This window comes from Streptomyces sp. HUAS MS02 (assembly GCF_055702265.1).
The window spans coordinates 6,756,494-6,780,966 of record NZ_CM146747.1 but is presented as its reverse complement, the minus strand read 5'-3'; the positions used below and the strand labels follow the sequence as shown (position 1 = coordinate 6,780,966).

The window sequence follows — 24,473 nt, the reverse complement described above, 5'->3', positions numbered from 1 at the left end:
GCCCCGTGACCTGTGCCGGGATCCGGGTCGGGAGCAGGCGGCGAGCTGCCGCTCGACGATGTCACGGGCGGCGCGCGCCACGATGTCACGGGCGGCGCGTGCCACGTCCAGGGCCCTGGCCTGCCGGAGCGGCACGACGTGGATGTCCACGGGCCGGGGCCCTCGGCCTCCGGCCGCGTGCTCCCTCCCCGGGGGCGGGCGCCGCGGTCGCCGCGAGCGACGCGTGGTGCGACCGGCGGCTCTCCGGGCGGGGGCCGGACCGACGCACCGGCCCGGCGATTCTCGCGAAGGGGCGGCGCGGCACGCGGTCCGGCGAATTCCATTCCACCGGTCAAGCAATCCGCTATTCCATCCGTGGCGAAGGCAGCGGCTTTACATCCGTAGCGGCAGCGGCGGCGGATTGGTCCGAGAAAAAGATTCACCGGATCGGGGTTCCGACCAATCCGCCGTCCGCCCGGGGCCGGATTCCTCACGTGAGGGACGACGAGAAGGAAACGCGACAGGGCATCGGCCGGGCACGGCCGGCCCTGGGCGCGCTCAGCGGCGCGCTGGCCGGCTTGGCGGCACTGGCCGCGGCCGAGCTGATGTCGGCGCTGGTCAGGCCCGAGTCCAGCCCCGTCGTCGCGGTCGGTGGCGCGACCATCGACCGCACACCCGCGGCCGTGAAGGACTGGGCCATCCGGAATTTCGGGACGGCCGACAAACTCGTTCTCCAATGGGGTGTCCTCTTCCTGCTGGCCGTATTCGCGGTCGCTCTCGGAATTTCCGCGCTGCGTTTCCGGCGCGCCGCCGTGGCCGGCCTGCTGCTCTTCGGGGCGGTGGGCGCGGTCGCGGCCACCGAGCGACCTGATTCGAACGGTTTCCTCGACGCCGTGCCGTCCGCGGTGGGCGCGCTCGTGGGAGCCGTGCTGCTTCATGTCCTGGCCGGCCGCCTCGCTCCAGGCAGCCCGGCGCCGGCCGCGGCGTCCGGTGCGCACGGCGAGTCGGCCGCCGCCCCGGGGTGGGATCGCCGCGGGTTCGTGATCGCCGCTACGGCCGCCGCCGCGGCGTCCGCAGGGGCCGGCACCCTGGGCCGGGCCCTGAACGGCTCGCGCGGCCGGGACGCGGTCTCCGCACGCGAGGCGCTCGCGCTGCCTGTTCCCGCCTCGCCGGCTCCTCCCGTCCCCGAGGGGGCCCAGCTACGCATCCCCGGTGTCAGCTCCTTCACCACACCGAACAACGCCTTCTACCGCGTGGACACCGCGCTGGTGGTGCCCAAGGTCGACGTGACCGCATGGCGGCTGCGCCTCCACGGCGAGGGTGTTCGCCGACCGCTCTCCCTCTCCTACGACGATCTGCTGCGGCGTGAGCTGGTCGAGCGCGACATCACCCTGACCTGCGTCTCGAACGAGGTCGGCGGCCCGTACGTGGGCAACGCCCGCTGGATCGGCGTACGGCTCTCCGAACTGATCGCCGAGTGCGGTGTGCGGCCCCCGTCCGAGGGCGGTCCGGCCGATCAGTTGGTGGCCCGCTCGGTCGACGGCATGACCATCGGCACCCCGGTCGAGGACGTCCTGGACGGCCGGGACGCCCTCCTCGCCCTGGGCATGAACGGCGAGCCGCTCCCCTTCGACCACGGCTTCCCCGTCCGTATGGTGGTGCCCGGCCTCTACGGCTATGTCTCCGCCTGCAAGTGGATCGAGGACCTCGAACTCACCACCTTCGACGCCTACGACCCTTACTGGGTCCGGCGCGGATGGGCCCGCAGGGCACCGGTCAAGACACAGTCGAGGATCGACACCCCGAAGCCGTTCGCCCGCCCCGAGGCCGGTCCGGTCATGGTCGCCGGTGTCGCCTGGGCCCAGCACCGGGGCATCGACAAGGTCGAGATCCGGGTCGACGACGGCCCCTGGCAGCAGGCCCGGCTCGCCGCCGAGGACTCACGCGACACCTGGCGTCAGTGGTCCTTCCCCTGGCGGGCGACCAGGGGCGGCCACACCCTCACCGTTCGCGCCACCGATCGCACCGGCCGGGTGCAGCCGGAGAAACGCGCCCGGACCGTCCCCGACGGCGCCACCGGATGGCACTCCGTCGTGGTGACCGTCGACTGACCTCTCTCCCGACCCGGGGTTTCCGGCCCTCGGTTCCCTTCCCAGTTTTCCCTTCCCACACGGACGTGGCCTCCGGCCGCGTCGATCCCACAGGAGAAACCCATGAACACCCGTATCCGTCGTACCGCCGTCGTCCTCGCCGCCGCGGCCGTACTGCCCCTGACGCTGAGCGCCTGTTCCGACGACGGCGGCGACGCGGCGTCGTCGGACGCCTCCACGAAGGCGTCCGCGCCGGCGACCGCGTCCGAGGAGGGAATGAACGGCTCCGGCACGTCGACGGCCGATCAGCCCTTCGGCCCGGCCTGTTCGGCGGTCCCCGAGGACGGCGCCGGCTCCTTCGACGGCATGGCCCAGGACCCGGTGGCCACCGCCGCCTCCAACAACCCGGCGCTGTCCACGCTCGTCGCGGCCGTCAAGAAGGCCGGTCTGGTCGACACACTCAACAACGCCGAGAACATCACCGTGTTCGCCCCCACCAACGACGCTTTCGACAAGATCCCCAAGGCCACCCTGGACAAGGTCCTCAACGACAAGGAGCAGCTGACCAAGATCCTCACCTACCACGTCGTCGGTCAGAGGCTGGCGCCGGCGGACCTGGAGAGCGGCTCCTTCGACACGCTGGAGAAGTCGAAGCTGACCACCTCGGGCTCGGACGAGTCCTACACCGTCAACGACTCCGCCAAGGTGGTCTGCGGTGACGTCAAGACGGCCAACGCCACCGTGTACATCATCGACACCGTCCTGATGCCCACCGCCTGATGCCCGCCTGATGCCCACCACCTGACCGCGCACGCCCTGGCCCCGGGGATGCCACCGCTGTGGCGTTCCCGGGGCCTTCGCCGTCGCGCCGTCTCGACCGATCGGCACGACGGTCGCGCGCCGTCACCCCGCGGCGCGGCGGCGCTCCGGGGCTCGATGCAAGACGTGGAAGGCATCGGCACGGTACGGGTTCGGCCGCGGCGCCGGAGGGCCACCGTGCTCTGCTGACCGGGGCGGGGTTCGCCGCGGAACTCGCGGGACCGCGCCGTGCGGGCGGTGACCGGAACGCTCAGAGCACGGGGAAGTGGTCCGTGACGCGGTAGGACTCCGCGGGCAGCGGGTCGGGAGCGGAGTCGGGGTCGAGGAGGTGGGCCACGGCGGCCGTGGCGGCGCGGTGCCAGAGGGCGCGGCGGCGCAGCATCGCGTGGTCACCACCGCCGACCAGGGCCATGCCCGCCCGTGCCGCCGTGCCGCGCGCCCGGCGCACGTAGTCCGCCGAGTCCACGGGCGAGGTGACACGGTCCCGTTCTCCGTGCAGAACCACGAGCCGACGGCCCGCCAGCTGGGCCACCGGCTCGCCCGGCGGACACCACGGCGCGAGCGCCAGTACCGCGCTCACCCCCGGGTGTCCGGCGGCACGCAGGGCGGCCCGGCCGCCCATGGAGTGACCGACCAGCACCGTGGGCACCGGGCCGGCGAGTTCGGCGACACGGCTGAGGGCCCGGTGGGTGTCCGGGACGGGGTCGGCGCGGGTGCCGTTCCAGCCCTGGAGGCGGTAGCGCACACGGCCGAGCAGGACGTCACGGCCGCTCGGCTCGGCGCCCAGGGACCACAGGAACGGATGCATACGCAGTGCGGCGAGATGCCAGGGGCGCGAGGGGCCAGGGCCGAACTCCCGCCCGCCGTGCAGAACCAGCACGGCCGCCCGGGGCCGCGCCGGAAGCCGCCGTGGCACGAGCGCCGCTCCGGGCGAGAGAGGGATCACGGTCTCGTCCAAGTCGTCGCTCTCGTCTCCGTATCCGTATCCGTCTTCATCATGGTCATCGTCATCGTCATCGTCCGGAGCCGCTTCCGCGTCATCGCCCTCGCCCCTGCGGGCACGGCGGGTGCTCGTGGCCGGCGGCACTACGTGCGGCACCTTCTCACCGACGCGGCGGGCGGGGGAAGAAGCCGCTGGTGCGCGCAACATACTCGGCATGGCCGGGACGGCCCGCCATGTGGCGTTCCAGCAGTCGCTTTCCGCTCCCCCGCACCAGCAGGAGACTCATCACCAGCGGAGACACCACGGACGCCAGGGCCGCTTCCGGCGCGTCGCAGGCGAGCAGGAACAGACCCCACCACACGCAGAAGTCACCGAAGTAGTTGGGGTGCCGGGTCCAGGACCACAGCCCTCGGTCCATGATCCGGCCCCGGTTGCCGGGGTCGGCCTTGAACCGGGCGAGCTGGGCGTCCCCGACCGCCTCGAAGCCGAGGCCCACCGCCCACACCGCGACGCCGATCCAGGTGAGGAAGGACGGTGGGCCGGACACGTACTGCGCCGCCTGGACGGGCAGGGAGACCAGCCAGACCAACGCGCCCTGCAGCAGGTAGACCATGCGCAGGGCGTACGGGTTCCGTCGGCCGGGAGCCCTGGCCAGCATCGCCTCGTAGCGAGGGTCCTCGCCGTGGCCCCGGCCGCGGCGCGCGATGTGCGCGGCCAGCCGCAGCCCCCACACCACGGTCAACACGGTCACCAGCACCCGCCGCGTCTGATCCCCGTGCCCGTCGGACGCGGCGAAGGTCACGGCGGCGACGGCGGCGAAAGCGACCCCCCACGCGACATCGACGATCCGGTGCACCCCCGCGCGCAGCGCGAGGCCGAAAGTGACGAGCATGACGCCCAGCGCCGCAGCGGCGGCCCAGCCGAGGTTGGGCGCGAACGCGTTCAGGTCGAACCCGTTCACGGCCGGTCCAGCCACCCGTAGCGCCTCGGGGAGGCCGATGGGGCGCCGGGCCGGGCGGAGGTGCGGGCGGTGTTCATCGGGCGGACTGCTCCTTGGTGAACAGGTACTGCTGGACGTCGAGGTAACCGGAGCGGAACCCGGCCTCGGAGTAGGCCAGATAGAAGGTCCACAGGCGCCGGAAGGTCTCGTCGAAGCCGGCCTCGTCGACCTCCCCCGCCCGCGCGGTGAACCGCTCCCGCCACAGGCGCAGGGTCTCGGCGTAGTGGGCGCCGAAGCCGTCGCGGCGGGCCAGGCGCAGCCGGGTGTGGTCGCGGGCCGTCTCCTCGATCGCCCGGGTGGACGGGATGCGTCCACCGGGGAAGACGTACTTGTGGATCCAGGTGTAGGTGTCCCGGGTGGCGAGCATCCGCTCGTGCGGCATGGTGATGGCCTGCAACGCGGCCCGGCCGCCCGGTGCCAGCCGGTCGTCCAGAGCGCGGAAGTACACCGGCCAGAACTCGGCGCCCACCGCCTCGATCATCTCCACGCTGACCACGGCGTCGTACTCGCCGCCCGCCTCCCGGTAGTCGCGCAGTTCGACGGAGACCCGGTCGTCGAGTCCCGCCGCGCGGATACGTTCCAGGGCCAGGGCCCGCTGTTCGCGGGAGAGAGTGAGGGTGGTGACGCGGGCTCCCCGCGCGGCCGCCCGCAGGGCCAGCTCGCCCCAGCCGGTGCCGATCTCCAGCAGCCGGGTGCCCTCGCCCACGTCGGCCAGGTCGAGAAGCCGGTCGATCTTGCGGCGCTGGGCCGCCGCGAGCAGGTCCCAACTCGCCGGGAAGCCCCGGAACACCGCCGAGGAGTAGGTGAGAGTGTCGTCGAGGAACAGGGCGAACAGGTCGTTGGAGAGGTCGTAGTGGCGGCTGATGTTGGCCCGGGAGCCGTCGGGGGTGTTGCGCTCGTCGTGCGGCTGGCGCAGCGTCCACAGCCCGCGCAGCCGTTGCAGCGGGGCCGGGACCAGGTCGGCGGCGTGCGCGGCGAGCGCCGTGAGCACCCCGACCAGGTCGGGGGCGTCCCACTCGCCCGCCATGTACGACTCCCCGAATCCGACCAGACCGTGCGTGCCCACGCGGGCGTGGAAGCTCCGCGGATCGCGCACCTCCAGCAGTGGCCCGCCCCGGCCCACCGGTTCCGAGCCGGCGAACCGGGCGCTCAGGGGCAGCTCCCGCAGGGCGTGCCGCACGACGGCGCGGGTCACGGCGGACCGCGACCAGGAGGCACGCGGCGCGGCATCGACGCCCGTACGGCGGGCGGGGGCGTCGGCGATGTCGCGTCCGCCGGCCGTCGTGGCGTCGGCGGCGGTCCGCCCACCGGGGACCGTGGGCTGCCCACCGGGGGCGGTGCGTGGCTCGGTCGTCCTCGCTGTCGTCATGTCGCCTTCTTCGAGGTGCGGTGATCGGGGCGGGGCTGCACGGGCAGCCCACGCAGGTGGAGGAGGATGCCGTGGGCGCGGATCGCGGCCGACACGGCGAGGGTGGACCAGGGGTGCCGCAGCGCGAGCCGCAGCAGGGACGCCGTGGTCGGTGCGCGCCGGGTGCCGCGTACGGTCGCGGTGAAGGCCCGGCCGCCCTCGCGGTCCAGGTGCACGGTCAGGTCGAGCCGTGCACCGGGCGGCGGCAGCCGCATCCGGTAGTGGCCGTCGACGGGGAAGAACGGCGAGACGTAGAACTCCTTGTCCGTGCGCGCGGTTCCGGCCGCGTCGGGGCGCAGCAGGTAGGTGTGGCGCCTGCCGTAGGTGTTGTGCACCTCGGCCACCACACAGCGCGGTTCCCCGGCCGGGCCGTGGCACCAGTACAGGGTGAGCGGGTTGAACACGTGCCCCAGCACGCGTGCGTGGGTGAGCATCACCACCCGCCCGCCGTCCAGATCCACACCGTGCTCGGCGAGGAAGGCGTCCAGACCGGCCCGGAGCGTGGGCCGGTCGCCGGTGAAGTGGTCGCGCGGGTCGAACCGGGCCAACGGCCGTAGCGGGGGCGGGAGTCGGGGCGGGTGGTCGGGATCGACGAGCCACATGTAGGTGCGGTGGCGCAGCGCGTACCGCCAGGGTGTCGTCCGCACGTGCGTGATCGTGCAGGGATACAGGGCCGGTACGACGGTGCTCACCAGCGCCCCCCGAGTGCGGTCGCGGCCTCGACGCCGGAGCGGCAACCGTCCTCGTGGAACCCCCAGCCGTGGTAGGCGCCCGCGAACACGCAGACCGGGCTGTTGAGTTGGTGAAGCCGCCGCTGGGCGGCCACCGACTCCGGTGTGTGGACGGGGTGTTCGTACACCATGCGGGCGAGGACCCGCCCGGGGTCGACACGGTCCTCGCCGCCCAGGGTGACCACGTACGTCTCGTGGGCGTCGAGACGTTGCAGCCGGTTCATGTCGTAGCTGACCCGTACGCGGTCGGCGCCCGCCGCGCACGACGGCATGAGGTAGTTCCATGACGCGCGGGCGCCGCGTGCGCGGGGCAGCAGCCTGGTGTCGGTGTGCAGGAGCGTGGTGTTGCGGGAGTACCGGAACGCGCCCAGCACCTCCCGCTCCCGCTGACTCGCGTCGGCCAGCATTCGCAGCGCCTGGTCCGGGTGGACGGCGATCACCACGGCGTCGTACGGCTCGGTCGTGCCGTCCTCGGCGGTGATGTCCACACCGTCGGCGTGCCGTCGCACGGACCGTACGGGGGTCGCGGTGCGGACCTCGCCGATGTGCTTGGCGATCCGGTCGACGTACTCGCGCGAACCACCGGTCACGGTGCGCCACACCGGTGAGCCGCCCACCGAGAGCAGCCCGTGGTGGGCCAGGAAGCGGAACAGGTGGCCGGCCGGATGGAGCTGCGCGGTGGCGGCGTCGCACGACCACACGGCGGACACCACCGGTGTCGTGAAGTGGGAGCGGAAGTAGGCGGAGAAGCCCTCCCGGTCCAGGAACTCCGCGAGGGTGAGCGGATCGTCGGGGCTCTCCGCCAGCAGTCGGCGAGCCGCCCGGTGGAAGGAGGGAACCTCGGCCAGCAGCCTGAGGTAGGGGCCGCGCAGGAGGTTCCGGGGCCGCGCGAACAGTCCGGCGGGACCGCGGGCGCCGGCGTACTCCAATCCGCAGCCCTCGCACCGTACGGACATGCTCATCTCGGACTCCTGCGTGCTGACGCCGAGTTCGTCGAACAGCCGCAGGAGGTACGGGTAGGTGCGCCGGTTGTGCACGATGAAACCGGAGTCGACGCGGTGTGTCCGCCCATCGTGCGGCGAGGCCAGTTCATGGGTGTGCGCGTGTCCGCCGAGCCGGCCGTCCGCCTCGTACAGGGTGACGTGACGGTTCAGGCCCAGGACGTACGCGGCGGTCAGCCCCGCCACCCCCGCACCGACCACGGCGGTCCGCCGCCCACGTTCCGCTCCCCGCGACGCCTCCCTCGACGTCCCCTCCATCGCCATCCTCCTGTCGGCCGCGATCAACGCTCTCGCGTAATCCGGATCCGCTCGGGCACCGGATTGGCCGGACGACGGGACCAGCTGCCTCGGACCTCGACCGCGCGGCTCGCGCGGCAGGCAGGCAGGCAGAGGGAGGGGGGAGGGTTCGGGACTACTGGGGCCGGCCTGGGTACTCGCCGGTTGCGTCAGTCGTCCCCGCGATCACACGGACCCCAGGACCGTCATCCAGCGCCACTGGGTGAACTGCTCCAGGTTGGCGGTGCCGCCGATGCGGGAGCCGTTGCCCGACGCTCCCATCCCGCCGAAGGGGGCGTTCGCGGCGTCCATGGCGGAGACGTCGTTGAGGTGCACCATGCCGGTGCGCAACTGCTCGGCGATGGCCGCGGCCCGCGAGGTCGAACCGGAGTGCACAGCCGCCGTCAGGCCGTATGCGGTGTCGTTGGCGATCTCGACGGCCTCATGGTTACCCCGTCCGGCAGGGGCGGCCGACTGTCGGGACGGCGGATCAGGTTGTCGTCGGTGAGGTCCAGGTGCACGGCCTGCGCCGGCAGCGCGAGGGCGGAGACGTACCCGGCGATCTGGCGAGCAGCAATCAGAGTCAAGGTCCGGGCCCGCGCACGGTGTCGGCGAAGGCGTCGAGCGACGCCTGGTGCAGCCCGCCCGGCGAGCGGATCGCCGAGCCGAGACCAGATCCCGCTCCACCACCTCTCCACATCCGGGCAGGTCGCCGGCGCGGTCCACTTCCCACGGTGAACGCCGGTGATCCGGACCTGACCGGACGCACCGAGGGAGTTCGTGACGGTGTGAAATGGCGCTCGGCTGGGGTTACTCGGCCGAGCGCCTTGTGTCGGCGGCGTCGAGTTCAGCGGTGACATGGGCGCGGGCCGCCCGGCGTTCCCGGACCGGGGCCTTCGCGTTGAGGGTGCTCGCCGCGTGCCGGGCCGCGTCCGTGGAGGGCTGCAGGTCAGTCCGACGCGCGTGCGATCGGCTCCCGGTCATTACTTCCGGCGAGCGTCTCGGGACGTAGAGCGCGCCGGAGTTCGTCGGCGCCCAGCAGTTCGCGTGCCAGGACCACGTCGGCCACGGGCAGGCTTCTGTCCAGTGCCTCCTGTGCGGCGGCACTGGCCTGCGCGTAGCCGATGACGGGGGTGAGGGCGGTGACGATCCCGATGGTGTTGTGCACGACCGCGCGCAGGTGCTCGCGATTGGCGGTGATGCCGTTCACGCAGCGGTCGGCCAGCGTCAGGCATCCGGCCTCCAGCTGACCGAGGCTTTCGAACAGGCAGTGGGCGATGACCGGTTCGAAGGCGTTGAGCTGGAGCTGGCCCGCTTCGGCGGCCATGGTGATGGTGATGTCGTTGCCGATGGCCTTGAAGGCGATCTGGTTGACGACCTCGGGGATCACCGGGTTGACCTTGCCAGGCATGATGCTGGAGCCGGCCTGCACGGCGGGGAGGTTGATCTCGCCGAGGCCCGCGCGCGGCCCGGAGGACAGCAGACGGAGATCGTTGCAGGTCTTGGAGAGCTTGACGGCGATGCGCTTGAGCACCCCGGAGAGCTGGACGAACGCTCCGGCGTCCTGGGTGGCCTCCACCAGGTCGGCGGCGGTGGACAGGGGCTCACCGGTGATGGTGCTGAGGTGTGCGCAGGCCAGTGCCGCGTAGCGGGGGTGGGAGTTGAGGCCGGTCCCGATGGCCGTACCTCCGAGGTTGATCTCCCGGATGAGGGCGCTCGCCTCGGCCAGCCGCTGTTCGTCCTCGGCCAGCATCACCGCGTACGCGCCGAACTCCTGGCCGAGGGTCATGGGTACCGCGTCCTGCAGTTGGGTGCGGCCGGTCTTGACGACGTCGGCGAACTCGTCGGCCTTGGCCCGGAAGGCCTGCCGCAGGGTGGCCATGGCCTGTCGGAGACGGTGAGCGCTTGCCTGGAGGGCCACCTTGACCGCCGTCGGGTAGGCGTCGTTGGTGCTCTGCCCGGCGTTCACGTCGTCGAGGGGGTGCAGGTGGTGGTACTCGCCGCGGTGGTGACCGAGGAGTTCGAGTGCCCGGTTGGCTATGACCTCGTTCGCGTTCATGTTGGTGGACGTGCCCGCGCCGCCCTGCATGACGTCCACGACGAACTGGTCGTGGAGCTTGCCGGAGCGGATCTCCTCGCAGGCGGTGACGATGGCCTCGGCCTTGTCGGCCTCCAGGAGTCCCAGGTCGCGGTTGGCCAGCGCCGCGGCCTGCTTGACGGCGGCCAGCCCGTTGACCAGGTCACGGTGGGTGGAGATACGGGTGCCGGTGATGGGGAAGTTGTGCACCGCCCGGAGGGTGTGGATGCCGAAGTAGGCGTACCGGGGCACCGGAAGGTCGCCGAGGAGGTCGTGCTCGTAGCGGAACTCGTCGTCCATGAGGGGTGTACTCCTGATCTGGGCGGATCACCGTGAGTTTGTTCAGAGCGGTTTGGTGAGGGCCTTGTCCATGGCGGCGGGCCGAGGTGCGGCCGTGTCCCCGCCGGGCTCGCGCGTCACCTTTCTGCCCTTGCTGATCCGCCGCTGGAGCCAGTGCGCCAGTGCGTCGAGGGCCGTGTTGATCGCGATGAATATCGCCGCGACGAGCAGGGCGGCCGGGATCACGTTGGAGAAGTTGGCGGCGATGCCGTTCAGGCCACGGTCGACGAGTTCGTCGTAGCCGACGATGAATCCCAGGGCCGAGTCCTTCAGCAGGACGACGAACTGGCTGACGATGGCCGGCATCATGGCCACGATCGCCTGGGGCATCAGGACCAGCGCCATCGTCCGGGCCTTGCTCATGCCGAGCGCCCGTGCGGCCTCCGCCTGTCCCTTGGGAAGGCTGTTCACTCCGGCCCGGAGCGTCTCCGCGATGACCGACCCGTTGTAGAGGGTGAGGCCGAGGACCACGGCGGCGAACGGGGAGATGGTCGTTCCGGTGATCGCGAAGGAGCCGAAGAACGCGCAGAAGATGAGCAGCAGGAGGGGAACGGCCCGGAAGAACTCGACGACCGCTGCGGCGGGCACACGGATCCAGGCGTGTTCTGACATCCGAGCCGTCGCGAAGACCAGCCCGAAGGCGCCCGCGAGCACGATCCCCAGCCCCGCGGCCTTGAGGGTGCCTTCCAGGCCCGGCAGGATGAACGTCGTCCAGACGTCGGCGCGCAGCAGGGGCTGCCACTTCTCCGCCGCCCACTGGTCACGCTCGTCGAACCGCGCGTACACCACGTATCCGAGCCAGCCGAAGACGACGGTGATCACCGCCGCCAGCACCCGGTTGCGGATGATTCCCCGGCGGCCGGGGACCTCGTACAGATTCGAGTAGCCACTCATCGGGCCACCGCCAGGCGACGCGAGAGCCAGCCGAACAGGAGGCCGGTCGGCAGGCACAGCACCACGAAGCCCGCCGCGAAGCCGAGGAAGATCTGGATCACTTGGTCGCCGTAGATTTCGATCATCTCCCGCATCCGGACGGAGGCTTCCGCCACCCCTGCCACGAGGGCGACGGTGGTGTTCTTGGTCAGCGCGATCAGAATGCTTCCGAGCGGCGGGATCACCGCCCGGAACGCCTGGGGCAGAACGACGGAGCCCAGGGTCCGACCGAACCCGAGCCCCACCGCCCGGGCCGCCTCCGTCTGCCCGACGGGGACGGTGTTGATGCCCGACCGCAGTGCCTCGCACACGAACGCCGACGTGTACGCGGTCAGGCCGAGGACGGCGAGCCAGTAGTTGTTGACGCTGATCTGTGCGGAGAACTCCACACCGAGATTGGCGCCCACGCCCAGGCTGGTGAACAGCAGGACCAGCGTGAGCGGGGTGTTGCGGGCCACCGTCACGTAGACCTGGGAGGCGGTGCGCAGCACCGGGAGGGGCGAGACGCGCATCCCCGTCAGTACGGTGCCCAGCACGAGTGAGCCGAGCGCGCTGACGGCGGTGAGCCTCAGGGTCATCCAGAACGCGGCGAGGATCGTCTCTCGCTCGGTGAACAGTGCGTCCATCAGTACCTTCAATCAAGGGCGGGGCCGGGCAGCGGGAACGAACGTGCTGCCCGGCGGCCCGCAGTCCGGCTTCGTCGTCAGTACCGCTCGAGGCTCGGGACAGGGAATCCGGAGGCGGAGAGGTTGGCCTTGAGCGCTTTGGTCCAGGAGCCGTCGGAAACCATCTTGTCCAGCGCGTCGTTGACTGCGTCCCGGCCCTTCTTGTCGTCCTTCTTCAGCCCGATGCCGTAGTTCTCCTGGCTGAAGGGCGAGTCGAGCACCTTCAGCTTGCCGGGGTGCTGGGCCGCGTAGCCGTAGAGGATCGAGTTGTCGGTGGTGACCGCGTCCAACTGTCCGCTGAGCACCCGGTCCACGCATGCGGAGTAGGTCCGTTCCTCCTGGAGCTGCACCTCCTTGGCGTACTTGTCCTTGATCAGCTGCGCGGAGGTCGAGCCCGCGACCGAACACAGCTTCTTGCCGTTGAGCGACTCCGGACCCGTGATGTCCTTGTTGTCGTCGCGGACCAGCAGGTCCTGGCCGGCGACCAGGTAGGGCCCGGCGAAGGAGACCTTCTGCTTGCGGGCGTCGTTGATGGAGTAGGTGGCGACCACCATGTCGACCTGGCCCTGCTGGAGGAACGCCTCCCTGTTGGCCGACACGGCCTCCTTGAAGGTGATGTTCTTCTCGTCGACGCCCAGTTCCTTGGCGACGTACTTGGCGACGTCGATGTCGAAGCCGGTGAAGGTGCCGTCAGGGGTGCGCAGGCCGAGACCGGGCTGGTCGGCCTTCACGCCGATGACGAGCTTGTTGTCCTTCTCGGCCCGGTCGACTACGGACGAGCCGGTGTCGGCGCCGCCGTTTGTGCAGGCGCCGATGCTCAGTACGGCGATCACGGAGGTGAGAGCGACGCTGATCAGTCTCTTGGACATGCTGAATCCTTCGATGGCAGAGGGGAGGAGGGTCTGGATGTGCGGGGTGCGCCCGGCGCTTGGACGGCCGGCCCTCGGACGGCCGGCGGTCCAGGTGTCAGTGGGTGAGGATCTTGGCGAGGAACGACTGGGCGCGTTCGCTGCGCGGGTGGTCGAAGAACTCGTGGGGGGTGTTCTCCTCGACGATCTGGCCGTCGGCCATGAACACGACGCGATCGGCGGCCCGGCGGGCGAAGCCCATCTCGTGCGTCACCACGACCATCGTCATGCCGTCCCGGGCGAGGGCCGTCATCACGTCCAGTACCTCGTTGACCATCTCGGGGTCGAGGGCGGAGGTCGGCTCGTCGAAGAGGATCAACTTCGGGTCCATAGCCAGGGCCCGGGCGATGGCCACCCGCTGCTGCTGTCCTCCGGACAGCTGGGCCGGGTACTTGTGGGCCTGGGCCCCGATACCGACCCGGTCGAGGAGTTCGTGGGCGCGTTGCTCGGCGGCCCTCCGGTTCTGCTTCAGCACCTTGACCGGGGCGAGGGTGACGTTGTCCAGGACGGTCTTGTGTGCGAAGAGGTTGAAGTTCTGGAAAACCATGCCGACTTCGGCGCGCAGTCGTGCCAGTTGCCTGCCTTCGGAGGGCAACGGCGTTCCGTCGACGGTGATGGTGCCGGAGTCGATCGTCTCCAGCCGGTTGACGGTGCGACAGAGCGTGGACTTGCCGGACCCGGAGGGACCGATCAGCACCACGACCTCACCGCGGCTCACGGCCAGGTCGATGTCCTTCAGCACATGCAGATGCCCGTAGTGCTTGTTGACCCTGTCGAGCACCACCAAGTCGGTGCTCGGCACCGCCCGCTGATGCGTCGCGGACACAACCTTGGTCATGGGAACACATCTCCCTTCCTCGGATTCGCCGACCGCGATGCCGTTCTCGGCGGCGATGGCGTCACCGTAGGAAAAGCGCACTCCCGTAAAGGGCTTGTGCGCTTTCTGCTCAGCGGGAGGGCGAGGAAAGGGAGGGTGAAGAGCGGGAAAGGGAGAGCGTAGACGGGGAAAGGGAAAGCGAAGAAGGGGAAGGGGACGGCTTGGCCGCCTTCGCGGGCACGTTCATCACGCCGATGGTGTCCCGGAATGCCTTGTCCCAGCGGCCGTCGCGCACATACTGCCGGATCAGCCCGCTCAGATAGTCGCGGAAGTCGGCGTCGCCCCGGCGCACACCGATGGCGTAGGGCTCCCTTCCGAACGGCTTGCCGACGAGGCGGACCGTGTCCGGATACTGGCTCATCATGCCCAGCAGGATGGACTCGTCCGTGCTGATCGCGTCGATCCGCCCGTCGACCAGCGCCGACATGCACTCGCTGTAGGTGTCGACGAGGACCAGTCGGGCGCGCGGGACCTCGCCCCGCAACCGCTGAGCGGACGTCGAGCCCGCCGCCGTGCACACGTCCCGGCCGGCGAGGTCGGCGAGGTCGTGGATGTTCCGTTCGTCGCGGCGGACCAGCACGTCCTGACTGGAGTAGTAGTACGGGTCGGTGAAGTCCACGAGTTTGCGGCGCTCCTCGCTGATCGAGTACGTCGCCACCACGACGTCCACCACCCCGCGGCGCAGGAAGTCCTCGCGGTTGCGGGGCATGGTCTCGATGAACCGGATGTTGCGCTCGCTGCCGGTGAGGTCCTTCGCCACCATGCGGGCGATCTCCGCGTCGAATCCGGTGATCCGGCCGGTGGAGGGGTCCTTGTACCCGAAGAGCGGATGATCGAACTTGATGCCGACGGTGAACGTGCCCCGGTCCTCGACGCGGGCCATGGCCGACCCCCCGGGGAAGCGTGCCCCGGTGTCCGGACCGGGCAGGCCGCAGCCGCCGAGCACCAGACAGCTCAGCGCGGCCAGTACCGCACGGCGGGAAATCATGAATCGCAGAAGCGGTAGCGGTGCTGCGGCCGCCCCGACGACCCGTAGCGCAGGCTCGTCACGACGTCTCCCCGGTCGGCCAGATACTCGAGATACCGCCTGGCGGTGGCCCTGCTGATGCCGACGGCCTCCGCGGTCTCGTGAGCCGACAGATCCCGTCCCGCGGCGGACAGCGCGTCCAGCACCACCCGCTCGGTCGCGGCCGAGATGCTCTTGGGCCGGACGACCGCGTCGAGGTGCAGGGAGCGGAAGACGCGGTCGATCGCGCGCTGCTCCACCATCCCCCCACCGGCCGACAGGTGCGCCGACGCTGCCGCGTATCTGAGGAGGGTCTGTTCCACGGTGGCTGTCCGGGCGGGCTTGATCAGGTAGTAGAGGGCGCCGCGCTGCATCGCCGCCTGTACGGCGGCGGACTCCCGCCTGCCGGAGATCACGATGACGTCCGTGGGCGAATAGTCGGGCCGCCGAAGCTGATGGGCCACGTCCAATCCCGAGATGTCGGGCAGGTGCAGATCAAGAAGGACCAGGCGCGGTGCGAACCGTCGCGCGGCGGCCAGCGCCTCGCGCCCGGTGTGCGCGATGGCCACGACCCTGAACCCGGAGATCCGGTTGACCTGAGCCCGCAAGGCAGTGGTGACGACCGGGTCGTCGTCCACGATGAGAAGGGTTATCTCCTTCGACGCCATCGCCACGCTCCTCGTTTCGGCGACCGTCCAGACGACCCCATAGATTCTCAATCGACGCGGTGTCCCCTCGGCATTTTGAGCATTGTGCTCACCGCAAATGTCTCTTTCAACCGCTTGACCTACTATTTTTTCCCGGCAACCACTCTTGTTACTGCGGCAGCATCTCGATGAGCCGCCGGTTCACCTGGAGGTGAACGCATTGGGAGGGCGACTCTCCAGGACCGGACGGCGTGCCTGGCCGTTCCCGCGCCGCGGTGACGGCGACCGGGGATGGCTGTTCGCGGTGGCCGCGCTGTGGGTGCTGCTCGGCCTGCTGCCCCTCGGACTGCTGACCTCGTCGAGTGTGACGCTGTCCGACCGGGCTGTCCGCAGCGAGGTGCGAGACCGGGTGGAGACGACCGCCGCGGTGAGCCGGGTGGTCGTGGAGCAGCAGATGGGGACGCTGAAGCAGCTCGTCAGCGCCTACGCCCAGCGGCCCGCGATACGCGCCTCGGTCACCTCCGGCGACCGGGCGGCGGGGCCGGGTCTGACCGACGCGCTGGCGGAGCTGGCCCGGATGCGGCCCGGGATCAGCGGAGTGATCGTGGCCGCTCCCGATGGGCGGCTGATCGACGCCCAGCCCTCGGCAGAACTGTTCCAGGACGTCAGCAGAACCGACTGGTACCGCGCGGTGCGCAGCGACATGCAGCCGTACGTGTCGCAGGCGTACACGCCCACCATGCAGGGAGTCTCCCGTGCCGTGGCGGTCGCGGCGCCGATCCCGGACGAGGACGGCCGGGAGATGCTGGGCATCCTGACCGCCGTCTACAGCCTGGACGCGGTCCAGGCGTACGCTTCCGAGGCCGCCGCGGCTCAGGGGATCCGGCTGCTGATCACGGATCGGGCCGGGGTCCTCGTGGCGGACCCGGCGGGCCGGCTGTTCGCGCTCACCTCCTTGCGGGAGGACGCTCGGGTGGACGCGGCGCTGGCCGGACGCAGGGTTTTCACCAACTGGCGCGGCACCGAGGGTGCGGTGCTCTCGGCCTCCGAGCCCATCCCGGGCATCGGCTGGACGGTCACCGCGGAGGTGCCCGCCGCCGAGGCACTGGCCTCCGCGGAGCATCTGCGCAGCCGGGTGCTGTTCATAGCCGCCCTGCTCACCGCCTTGATCCTGGCCGGGCTCGGCTTCCAGATCCACACCAGCCGCAGCCGTCGACGGGCGCAGCGGACCCTGGCGCGGTACGCGGACGCGCTCGCCACGGCGCGGGACGAGGCGGTGCGGGCCTCGACCGCCAAGTCCGAGTTCCTGGCCAAGGTCAGCCACGAGATCCGCACGCCGATCAACGGCGTACTGGGCATGAACACCCTCCTTCTCGGCACCCGCATGGACGACGAGCAGCGGCACTACGCGAGCACCGTGCAGGAATCCGCACAGAACCTGCTCCGGCTGCTGGACGACTTCCTCGATCTGTCGAAGGTCGAGGCGGGCCACCTGAGGATCGAGCAGGTGGCCTTCGACCTGCCCCGGCTGTGTGACGAGGTCGTGGCCCTGTTCGCCCCGCACGCCTACAGGCAGGGCCTGTGGCTGGCGCTCCACCTGGCCGAGGACCTCCCCCAGCACGTGGTCGGGGATCCCGTCCGGCTGCGGCAGGTGCTGACCAACGTCCTCGGCAACGCCATGAAGTTCACCGTCCAGGGCGGGATCGACCTGGAGGTCACGTTGGAGGCCGACCGCGATCGACGTGCCCCGTCACCGGAGCCCGGCCGCGATCAGCCTGCCCCGTCCGCTGCCGACCGGGCGACCTTGCGGTTCACCGTCCGCGACACCGGCATCGGTGTCGGCCCCGAGGACCGGGACCGGGTCTTCGAGACCTTCCGTCGGCTCGACTCGCCCATCACGCGCCGCACCGGCGGCAGCGGACTGGGGCTTGCCATCAGCCGGCAGCTGGTCGAGCTCATGGGCGGCAGGATCGGACTGGACAGCGTGAAGGGCGTCGGCAGCCGTTTCTGGGTGACCCTGCCCATGGACGTCCTCGCCCGGACCGCCCCCACCCACGAGGAACTGAACGGTCGTCGTGTCCTCGTCGCCGACGCGGACGAGGAGAACCGGGAGCTGGCGCGCCGCATTCTGTCCGGAGCCGGTCTGGTGGTGGAAGAGGCGGCGGACGCTGCCGCAGCCACAGCCGCGCTACGGGCCGCGGCAGCGGCTCGGTCGCCGTTCGACCTGGCCGTCATCGACCTCCACATGTCACTCGCCGGGAACGGTACGCGTCCGGCCCGGCCGGACGACGACGAGAACGGTTCGCTCGCCGACGCCGTCCTCACCGATCCTCGGCTCCACGCGACCAACGTCATCGTGCTGATCACTCCGGGACGCACCGGTGCCGCGTGGCCTGCCGCTTCCCGGACCAAGGACCGGATCGTCCAGTCCGTGACGCTGCCACTGAGCCGACGCCGTCTGCTGGCAGCGGCGCAGAACGCGCTCGGCGCGGCGGAAGCCCCCGAGCCCCCGGCGCTGCTCCCCCACCAGTACGACGGCGGAGCACAAGATCGTGCCAGCGTGGCGGCACGCCCGGTCCGTGTCCTCGTCGTCGAGGACGACGACGTCAGTTCCCAGGTCGCACGGCTCGTCCTGCAGAAGGCGGGCCACCATGTCGACGTGGTCGACGACGGGCAACGTGCGGTTCGAGCCGTGCTCCGCGACCGGTACGACCTCGTCCTCATGGACTGCCAGCTGCCGGGACTCGACGGCCTCGCCGCGACGGCCGAGATCAGGCGGCGCCAGGGCGGATCCGAGCGCGTCCCGATCATCGCCATGACGGCGGCGGCCATGCCGGACGACCGGACCCGGTGCATCGAGGCGGGCATGGACGACCACCTCACCAAACCGGTGGACTGGACGCAGGTACTCACCCGCATCGCCGTCTGGACGGCGGCGGAACCGCCCACCGAATCCGCCGCACCCAACACCTCGGGCATACCGGCGGAGCTCGACGGCCTGTCCGCCGACGACATCGCGGACATCGCCGACGCGTTCGCGGCCTCGACCCCCGAGGTCCTCAACCGGTTGCGGGAGGCGCTGGAGACCGGGGACTTCGATGCGGCGCGCCTGTGGGCGCACCGTCTCAAAGGCAGTTGCGTGACCGTGGGAGCGACCCGGGCGGCGGAACTCTGCCAGGACCTCGAGGCCGCTGCTGACGCGCGGCGGCCGTGGACGGCTCGTGACGACGCTCCCCTCCCCGCGGTCCTGACGCGGCTGGCGGACGAGATGCGCCGGACCACGCAGGAGTTGCGCAGCCGCTGCTGAGGATCGGTGCCCGCCGGGGCCTGTGGAGCGGGCCTCGGACTGGCACACAGCGGATGTCCCTACAGCGACTCCAAGGCAGGCGGAGTGACCCCCCGAATGGGCGGGGACAGCTCCATGTTTCTTCATGCCGCCTCCGAATGCCTGCCAGTCGGCCCCGCGCACGTGGGGACGGCTCGAAGGTGGCGGGCTCGTTCGGTGCGCCGAAGCGGTCGGCCTCGCTGCCTCGGAGATCAGGCTCGTCCGTCTGCGTCGACCCACCGCCAGGCGCTCTTCGGAACCGGAGAGAGCAGACAGCGCGTGTCCAGTTAGTTCCTCGGCCAGCTCATCCCGGTGAGACGGGCTGGTCGCCGAGCAGAGGAATTCGGCACGTGTCGGCTCGCAGATGTGGAACACCCCGGCGGCGATGTGCCCCTCCCAGGGGCGCAGCGCACCTGGGGTACGGAACAGATGCCACAGAGTCGAGGTGTCCACCAGATACGTGATCACTCGAAGGCCTCGCGTCGCGCACGCTTCACGGCTTCATGCGCCGCTGCGGCCTGCTCGAACTCGTCGCGCTCACCTCGCGCGGCCAGCGCCTCCGCAGCCTCCAGCCTCTTGATCCGCGCCACATGGTCCCGAAGAGCCGCGTTGACGGTCACCCGCTCGCCCAGAGCGAGTCGTCTGGCGCCCTGGGCGATGACCGCCAGCACCGTGCCGGACATCGAGGGCGCCGGCGGATCCGGCCGGTCGACCTTCGAGACGAGGACCCCGTCGATGGCGGTGGTCCAGTCGGGCCGGGCATGCCCGGCCAGCAGGGTGCGGAGCTCGTCGAGGTACATGCGTCCATTGCGGCACCATTCCACGCTGCTGCTCCCGCAATCGCGAGGATCGTGCAAGTACGAGCGAGCATCGTTCTAACGTTTTCGCAGTTCAGGCCGGTTGAATGGAATCACCTCACTCCATCACCGAAGAAGAGGGCATCCATGATCGTCAAATACGGCTTCAACGCCACCCTGACCGCCAGGCCCGGAATGGTCGACCAGCTGGTCGACCTGCTGCTGACCGGCCTGAACGAGGGCAGCCCCGCCGCGAGCGAACACTGCGTCGTCTACCTCGTCTCCCGTTCCGCCTCCGACCCCGACGTCGTCCACGTGGCCGAGGGCTGGACCAGCGAGGAGGACCACCACCGGATCTTCGCCGGTGAGGCCGCCCAGGCCATCGTGGCCCAGATCGGCCCACTGCTGGCCAAGGAATCCGAGTACACCGACTACGTCCCGGTTTGCGGCAAGGCCGCCTTCTGACCCGCCGATCGCCCCACACCCCCGCCCCTGCCGCCTCGGCACCTGGCGAGCCGGCGCCCTTTCCCGCCCGGCCTCCGGCACCGCCCGGCCTCCGGCACCACCCGACCTCCGGCACCACCCCACGAAAGGCAGCGAAATGACCACGACACGACCCGCCCTGGACCCCGAACTGCGTGAGCTGCTCGCCGACATGCCGCTGATGTCCCAGCTCAGCCCGGACATCCTCGCGCAGCTGCGCCGGCTCCCCTCTACGCCCGTCGAGTCCCTCCTCGCCCACCGGCAGGTCGACCGGCACGAGATCACCGTCCCCGCCAAGGACGGTGCCCCGATCCCCCTGTCGGTCTTCAGCCCCGCGCACACCGACCGCACCACCCCGGCCGCACCCTGCGTCTACTGGATCCACGGCGGCGGGATGGTCATGGGCGACCGCTTCTCGCAGATCGACATCCCGCTGGAGTGGCTCGACCGGTTCGGCGCAGTCGTGGTCTCCGTGGACTACCGGCTCGCACCCGAGGCCACCGGCACCACCCTGGTCGACGACTGCTACCAGGGACTGCTCTGGGTCGCCGAACACTCCGCCGAACTGGGCATCGACCCGGCCCGGATCGTCGTCGCGGGCGCCAGCGCGGGCGGCGGCCTCGCCGCCGGAGTCACCCTGCTGGCCCGCGACCTCCGTACCCCGGCGATCGCCGCGCAGATGCTGATCTGCCCCATGCTCGACCACCGCAACACCAGCGCCTCCAGCCGCCAGTACTCCGGCGTGCCCGGCGTCTGGACCGGTGAGATGAACGCGTTCGGATGGCGCTGCGTCCTCGGCGACCTCACCGACGACGAGGTACCCCCCTACGTCTCACCCGCGCTGGCCGACGACCTCTCGGGCCTGCCGACCACCTACATCGACACCGGCTCCGCCGAAGTCTTCCGCGACGAGGACGCCGACTACGCCACCCGCATCTGGGCGGCCGGCGGCCAGGCCGAACTCCACGTCTGGGCGGGCGGCTTCCACGGCTTCGACGCGCTGTACCCGCAGGCGCGCATCTCGGCCACGGCCCGCCGGACCCGCACCGACTGGCTCGCCCGCGTCCTGGACCCGGACTCCGCCGCATAGGCGCCGCCGACTCACTCGCGCACACACCACTGCACCCAGGAGGAACACCATGAAGGTAGCCATCGTCACGGGCGCCGGCTCCGGCATCGGCCAGAGCGCCCGTCGTGCGGATGGGGGGTCGAAGGCGATGCGGGAGGACGACGGCTGCCGCCGAGGAATCCGGTGAAGGCACGGTACGGGTCTGGCCGTGACGGCATGCCCCGGGGCCGGTCCGTGCCGCGCCCAGACCACCGGTGGTACAGGGCTGTTGCCGGAGTAGGCCCGGCGAGGATCAGGTGGGCAGGCCGACTGCGCGGGAGATGACGGTGTCGAAGACGCGGTCGGACACGACGTGGCGCAGGGCGATGAGTGGGCGGGCACCGAAGCCGGTGGCGTATCGGGTCTTGGGGCGGCGGGCGGCGACGGCCTCGGCGATCGCGTCGCGATGGCCTGGGGCGGGGAGTTGCGCTTGGTGTCGGCCTCGGAGCGCAGCGAGGAGGCTACGGCGTCGACCTGCTGGGCGTACCGGAAGAGGCGCCGGTGACGAGAGCGGTCCTGGCGGTCGAGATGGTGATCCGCTGCCGCTCGGCGGCTCTACGCGCCTTGCGCCCGGCGGTGTCCAGCGCCGCTAGGACCGCGGCACTCGGCCAGGCGGCCAAGCGGCCGTCAGGCCGTGTCGGCGGTCTCCGCGATGAGCCCCTGAAGGAAGGTGGCGATAGCGGCCTCGAAAGCCTCGGTGAAGGCTGGGTGCATGAACGCCAGACTCTCGTCGGCCTGGAAGGCGGCGAGCAGCGAGGGGGCGGGACGGCTGCGGGTCCACAGGGCGCCGACGAGGATGATGACCATGTGCGCGGCGCGGAGCGCCCGTTCGTCGTCGAGTTCGGGAAGCAGGTCGCGGAGCTGCCCCCCGAGCCAGCGGATGGCGTCACGCGAGGACCTCTTGTAGCTGGTCGCGACGTCGACGGAGATGTTGCGCTCCAGGATCGCGTGTTGCACGCTCAGCAGTTCGCACAGCATCGGGTGAGCGGCGAACGTGGCAGCCAGCCGCGCCGCGACCTGGCGTGCCCTCACCGGAGCCGGTGCGGACGGGTCGACCCACTCGGGGAACGTCTCGGCGGTCTCGGTCCGGTAGCGAGCGGCCGCCTCGGTGAGCAGGCCCAGCAGCACCGCCTCGCGTGACTCGAAGTAGAGCGACATGGCGGACTTCGACAGCCCGACCCGGCGGCTGAGTTCGTTGAAACTCACCGCCACGACCGGCATCTCGTCGAGCATGCCGGCCGCGGTCCGCAGGATGCTCTGCCGCCGTTCGGCGCGCTGCTCCTCGCTCCGTGCGCGATGGAAGGTTGCCACCCCCCGAGGATAACCGACCGCCGGTCCATTGACTGCGGACCGGCGGTACATTAACTTCAATGTACCGCCGGTCCGCTAATGAGGAGCGAGCGGGTCGCGCCATCGACGACCGAGCGAAGGGACACGCCATGAAGGCCACGGAGGCTGTCGACTGGGTCGACCCGGCCCGCTGGCGGGCCACGCCGGCGGCGGAGCGACTCAGGCTGCTTCGCCTGGTCCAGGCGAACATCGAGCGGTACTTCGACGAGCTGGTGGCGGCGGACTGCCGTGCGAAGGGCATCGACCCCGCGAACCCGGCCGACGCCCACCAGGTCGGCACGGGCGTGCAGCGTGTCCTGGTGCCGGTGCCCGTGAACGTCGCGGCCGCCATCGACCTGTACGAGGGCCTGGTCCGCGGCCGCCCGCTCCAGCCGCTCGCGGTCACCCCTGCCGGGGACGGCCGCTTCGACGTCCGGGTCTCCCCGCGCGGGAAGGACCGCCTGCTCAACAGCGACCGGACCGACGTATTGCGCGTCGTCGGCGAGCCGCGCAGGGTGGACCCCTACGCCAAGCCCGGCGGCATCGTGGCCGTGCTCGGGGCAGGGAACGTCGCCTCGTCGTTCGAGATGATCCGGGCCCTCTTCGTCGACGGCTTTGTGGTCGTCCACAAGCCTCATCCCCTCAACGAGGACGCCGACCGGGTGTGGGAGAAGGTCCTGCAGCCGCTCGTCGACGTTCACGCCGTCGCCTTCTGCCCTGCCGACGAAGGGCGGGAGCTGACCCAGGACCCCCGCCTCTCCAAGATCTACTTCACCGGCGGCACCGGCTCCGCCAAGGCGATCATGGAGGCCACCGACACCGAGCTGGTCTCCGAGTGCGGCGGCAACAACCCGTGCATCATCGTTCCCGGCGACCGTCCGTGGACCGAGCGGGAGATCCGCCACCAGGCGCTCCAGATCGCCACCATCGTCACCATCAGCGGCGGCTCGATCTGCGGCCGCACGCAGACCCTGGTGACGAGCCGGCACTGGCCCCAGCGGCGGCAGCTCCTGGACGCGATCACCGTCGCCCTACGGAACCTCACACCCGGCTCCAGCACCAGCTACCCCGGGGTCGACAAGACCTTCACGGCCTTCCGCGACGCCTATCCGGGCGGGCGGATCGTGCAGCCCGTGGACGGCCGCCCCGCTTCGCGGGTCATGGTGATCGAGGACGTCGGCACCGAGGGCTTCGCCCTGGAGAACGAGGCGTTCTGCCAGGTCATGACCGAGGTCGCGCTCGACGTCGCGCCCGACGCCGGGACCTTCCTGCCCGCCGCGACGGAGTTCGCCAACGACAAGCTCCTCGGCACCCTGGCCGCGACGATCCTCATCGACGAGGACACCAAGAAGGCCCACGCGGCCACCGTGGACCGCGCGGTCACGGACCTCCGCTACGGCGCCATCGGCGTCAACACGATGCCACCGGTGGTGTGGACGAACCCCTACCTCATCTGGGGCGGGAACGAGGAAGGCCGCGAGTTCGTCTCCGGCCGCGGCAACTTCGGCAACCTCCTGGGCTACGAGAACGCCGAGAAATCGATCGTGGTCAGCGGCTTCACCTCGCCGGGCCACTTGATCATGACGAGCAAGCGGGGCTGGCTCGACCTGTCGACGCGCTTCGCCCGGTACGCCGTACGCCCCACCTGGCCACGGCTGTTCGCCCTCGCCTTCGCCGCGACGCGCGCGGGTTTCCGTCGCGCCGGTTCCTGACATCCCCACCGTCCGCCGAG

20 protein-coding genes and 2 pseudogenes are annotated in these 24,473 nt (G+C 70.8%); 6 read left to right on the top strand and 16 right to left on the bottom strand.

What is annotated here, in order from left to right:
- The first annotated feature begins 584 nt into the window (after positions 1-584).
- On the top strand, positions 585-2,090 hold the full coding sequence (locus ACZ9QC_RS29200) for a sulfite oxidase (protein WP_472921843.1): 1,506 nt from the start codon (positions 585-587) through the stop codon (positions 2,088-2,090).
- A gap of 102 nt (positions 2,091-2,192) precedes the next feature.
- Positions 2,193-2,849, top strand: coding sequence for a fasciclin domain-containing protein (locus tag ACZ9QC_RS29195; RefSeq protein ID WP_472915830.1), 657 nt, complete (start codon positions 2,193-2,195; stop codon positions 2,847-2,849).
- A gap of 289 nt (positions 2,850-3,138) precedes the next feature.
- Here the strand turns inward: ACZ9QC_RS29195 and ACZ9QC_RS29190 are convergent, their stop codons facing one another.
- The 13 genes from ACZ9QC_RS29190 to ACZ9QC_RS29130 form a co-directional block, all read right to left on the bottom strand.
- Positions 3,139-3,846: an alpha/beta fold hydrolase gene (locus ACZ9QC_RS29190; protein WP_472915829.1), complete on the bottom strand. Its 708-nt coding sequence runs from the start codon at positions 3,844-3,846 to the stop codon at positions 3,139-3,141.
- A 145-nt stretch (positions 3,847-3,991) separates the two neighbouring features.
- Positions 3,992-4,792, bottom strand: a complete 801-nt coding sequence (locus ACZ9QC_RS29185) for a DUF1295 domain-containing protein (RefSeq protein WP_472915828.1) — start codon at positions 4,790-4,792, stop codon at positions 3,992-3,994.
- A gap of 73 nt (positions 4,793-4,865) precedes the next feature.
- Positions 4,866-6,200 carry a class I SAM-dependent methyltransferase gene (locus ACZ9QC_RS29180; protein ID WP_472915827.1) on the bottom strand — a complete coding sequence of 445 codons (1,335 nt, stop codon included), beginning with the start codon at positions 6,198-6,200 and terminating at the stop codon, positions 4,866-4,868.
- The gene (locus ACZ9QC_RS29175; RefSeq protein ID WP_472915826.1) at positions 6,197-6,886 is read right to left on the bottom strand and encodes a DUF1365 domain-containing protein; all 690 of its coding nucleotides are present in this window, start codon (positions 6,884-6,886) and stop codon (positions 6,197-6,199) included. The genes ACZ9QC_RS29180 and ACZ9QC_RS29175 overlap by 4 nt, the downstream gene beginning before the upstream one ends.
- 41 nt (positions 6,887-6,927) lie before the next feature.
- On the bottom strand, positions 6,928-8,229 hold the full coding sequence (locus ACZ9QC_RS29170; protein WP_472915825.1) for an NAD(P)/FAD-dependent oxidoreductase: 1,302 nt from the start codon (positions 8,227-8,229) through the stop codon (positions 6,928-6,930).
- A 204-nt stretch (positions 8,230-8,433) separates the two neighbouring features.
- Positions 8,434-8,643, bottom strand: a complete 210-nt coding sequence (locus ACZ9QC_RS29165; protein WP_472915824.1) for an aldehyde dehydrogenase family protein — start codon at positions 8,641-8,643, stop codon at positions 8,434-8,436.
- 553 nt (positions 8,644-9,196) lie between these two features.
- The gene (locus ACZ9QC_RS29160; protein WP_472915823.1) at positions 9,197-10,624 is read right to left on the bottom strand and encodes an aspartate ammonia-lyase; all 1,428 of its coding nucleotides are present in this window, start codon (positions 10,622-10,624) and stop codon (positions 9,197-9,199) included.
- Positions 10,625-10,666: 42 nt separating this feature from the next.
- The gene (locus tag ACZ9QC_RS29155) at positions 10,667-11,557 is read right to left on the bottom strand and encodes an amino acid ABC transporter permease (RefSeq protein WP_472915822.1); all 891 of its coding nucleotides are present in this window, start codon (positions 11,555-11,557) and stop codon (positions 10,667-10,669) included.
- On the bottom strand, positions 11,554-12,222 hold the full coding sequence (locus ACZ9QC_RS29150; RefSeq protein ID WP_472915821.1) for an amino acid ABC transporter permease: 669 nt from the start codon (positions 12,220-12,222) through the stop codon (positions 11,554-11,556). Before ACZ9QC_RS29150 ends, ACZ9QC_RS29155 begins: the two co-directional genes overlap by 4 nt.
- Positions 12,223-12,299: 77 nt before the next feature.
- The gene (locus tag ACZ9QC_RS29145) at positions 12,300-13,130 is read right to left on the bottom strand and encodes a glutamate ABC transporter substrate-binding protein (protein ID WP_472915820.1); all 831 of its coding nucleotides are present in this window, start codon (positions 13,128-13,130) and stop codon (positions 12,300-12,302) included.
- Positions 13,131-13,227: 97 nt separating this feature from the next.
- Positions 13,228-14,007: an amino acid ABC transporter ATP-binding protein gene (locus ACZ9QC_RS29140; RefSeq protein WP_472915819.1), complete on the bottom strand. Its 780-nt coding sequence runs from the start codon at positions 14,005-14,007 to the stop codon at positions 13,228-13,230.
- A 109-nt stretch (positions 14,008-14,116) separates the two neighbouring features.
- Complete coding sequence (locus ACZ9QC_RS29135) at positions 14,117-15,034, bottom strand: glutamate ABC transporter substrate-binding protein (RefSeq protein WP_472915818.1); 918 nt, start codon at positions 15,032-15,034, stop codon at positions 14,117-14,119.
- Complete coding sequence (locus tag ACZ9QC_RS29130) at positions 15,031-15,720, bottom strand: response regulator (protein WP_472915817.1); 690 nt, start codon at positions 15,718-15,720, stop codon at positions 15,031-15,033. Before ACZ9QC_RS29130 ends, ACZ9QC_RS29135 begins: the two co-directional genes overlap by 4 nt.
- A 199-nt stretch (positions 15,721-15,919) precedes the next feature.
- On the opposite strand from ACZ9QC_RS29130, the gene ACZ9QC_RS29125 reads away from it, so the two are divergent.
- Positions 15,920-19,006, top strand: a complete 3,087-nt coding sequence (locus tag ACZ9QC_RS29125) for a response regulator (protein ID WP_472915816.1) — start codon at positions 15,920-15,922, stop codon at positions 19,004-19,006.
- 248 nt (positions 19,007-19,254) lie between these two features.
- On the opposite strand, the pseudogene ACZ9QC_RS29120 reads toward ACZ9QC_RS29125, so the two are convergent.
- Together ACZ9QC_RS29120 and ACZ9QC_RS29115 are read right to left on the bottom strand one after the other, a co-directional pair.
- Positions 19,255-19,492, bottom strand: a pseudogene (locus tag ACZ9QC_RS29120) (PIN domain-containing protein); the annotation flags it as partial.
- Positions 19,493-19,641: 149 nt separating this feature from the next.
- Positions 19,642-19,824, bottom strand: a pseudogene (locus tag ACZ9QC_RS29115) (AraC family transcriptional regulator); the annotation flags it as partial.
- A 144-nt stretch (positions 19,825-19,968) separates the two neighbouring features.
- Here ACZ9QC_RS29115 and ACZ9QC_RS29110 point away from each other — a divergent pair.
- Both ACZ9QC_RS29110 and ACZ9QC_RS29105 read left to right on the top strand, forming a co-directional pair.
- A complete protein-coding gene (locus tag ACZ9QC_RS29110; RefSeq protein ID WP_472915815.1) occupies positions 19,969-20,286 on the top strand; it encodes a putative quinol monooxygenase in 318 nt (105 codons plus the stop codon).
- A gap of 136 nt (positions 20,287-20,422) precedes the next feature.
- Positions 20,423-21,394: an alpha/beta hydrolase gene (locus ACZ9QC_RS29105; RefSeq protein ID WP_472915814.1), complete on the top strand. Its 972-nt coding sequence runs from the start codon at positions 20,423-20,425 to the stop codon at positions 21,392-21,394.
- Positions 21,395-22,039: 645 nt separating this feature from the next.
- On the opposite strand, the gene ACZ9QC_RS29100 is transcribed toward ACZ9QC_RS29105, so the two are convergent.
- Positions 22,040-22,723: a TetR/AcrR family transcriptional regulator gene (locus tag ACZ9QC_RS29100; RefSeq protein WP_472915813.1), complete on the bottom strand. Its 684-nt coding sequence runs from the start codon at positions 22,721-22,723 to the stop codon at positions 22,040-22,042.
- Between the two features lie 128 nt (positions 22,724-22,851).
- Between ACZ9QC_RS29100 and ACZ9QC_RS29095 the strand changes: the two genes are divergently transcribed.
- Complete coding sequence (locus ACZ9QC_RS29095; protein WP_472915812.1) at positions 22,852-24,453, top strand: aldehyde dehydrogenase family protein; 1,602 nt, start codon at positions 22,852-22,854, stop codon at positions 24,451-24,453.
- Positions 24,454-24,473 lie beyond the last annotated feature (20 nt).

What these genes read in the sequence shown, in the direction of transcription:
- ACZ9QC_RS29200 (WP_472921843.1), top strand. Translation starts at nt 585, where the DNA reads ATGTCGGCGCTGGTCAGGCCCGAGTCCAGCCCCGTCGTCGCGGTCGGT.
- ACZ9QC_RS29195 (WP_472915830.1), top strand. Translation starts at nt 2,193, where the DNA reads ATGAACACCCGTATCCGTCGTACCGCCGTCGTCCTCGCCGCCGCGGCC.
- ACZ9QC_RS29180 (WP_472915827.1), bottom strand. Translation starts at nt 6,200, where the DNA reads ATGACGACAGCGAGGACGACCGAGCCACGCACCGCCCCCGGTGGGCAG.
- ACZ9QC_RS29170 (WP_472915825.1), bottom strand. Translation starts at nt 8,229, where the DNA reads ATGGAGGGGACGTCGAGGGAGGCGTCGCGGGGAGCGGAACGTGGGCGG.
- ACZ9QC_RS29160 (WP_472915823.1), bottom strand. Translation starts at nt 10,624, where the DNA reads ATGGACGACGAGTTCCGCTACGAGCACGACCTCCTCGGCGACCTTCCG.
- ACZ9QC_RS29155 (WP_472915822.1), bottom strand. Translation starts at nt 11,557, where the DNA reads ATGAGTGGCTACTCGAATCTGTACGAGGTCCCCGGCCGCCGGGGAATC.
- ACZ9QC_RS29150 (WP_472915821.1), bottom strand. Translation starts at nt 12,222, where the DNA reads ATGGACGCACTGTTCACCGAGCGAGAGACGATCCTCGCCGCGTTCTGG.
- ACZ9QC_RS29145 (WP_472915820.1), bottom strand. Translation starts at nt 13,130, where the DNA reads ATGTCCAAGAGACTGATCAGCGTCGCTCTCACCTCCGTGATCGCCGTA.
- ACZ9QC_RS29140 (WP_472915819.1), bottom strand. Translation starts at nt 14,007, where the DNA reads ATGACCAAGGTTGTGTCCGCGACGCATCAGCGGGCGGTGCCGAGCACC.
- ACZ9QC_RS29135 (WP_472915818.1), bottom strand. Translation starts at nt 15,034, where the DNA reads ATGATTTCCCGCCGTGCGGTACTGGCCGCGCTGAGCTGTCTGGTGCTC.
- ACZ9QC_RS29130 (WP_472915817.1), bottom strand. Translation starts at nt 15,720, where the DNA reads ATGGCGTCGAAGGAGATAACCCTTCTCATCGTGGACGACGACCCGGTC.
- ACZ9QC_RS29110 (WP_472915815.1), top strand. Translation starts at nt 19,969, where the DNA reads ATGATCGTCAAATACGGCTTCAACGCCACCCTGACCGCCAGGCCCGGA.
- ACZ9QC_RS29105 (WP_472915814.1), top strand. Translation starts at nt 20,423, where the DNA reads ATGACCACGACACGACCCGCCCTGGACCCCGAACTGCGTGAGCTGCTC.
- ACZ9QC_RS29095 (WP_472915812.1), top strand. Translation starts at nt 22,852, where the DNA reads ATGAAGGCCACGGAGGCTGTCGACTGGGTCGACCCGGCCCGCTGGCGG.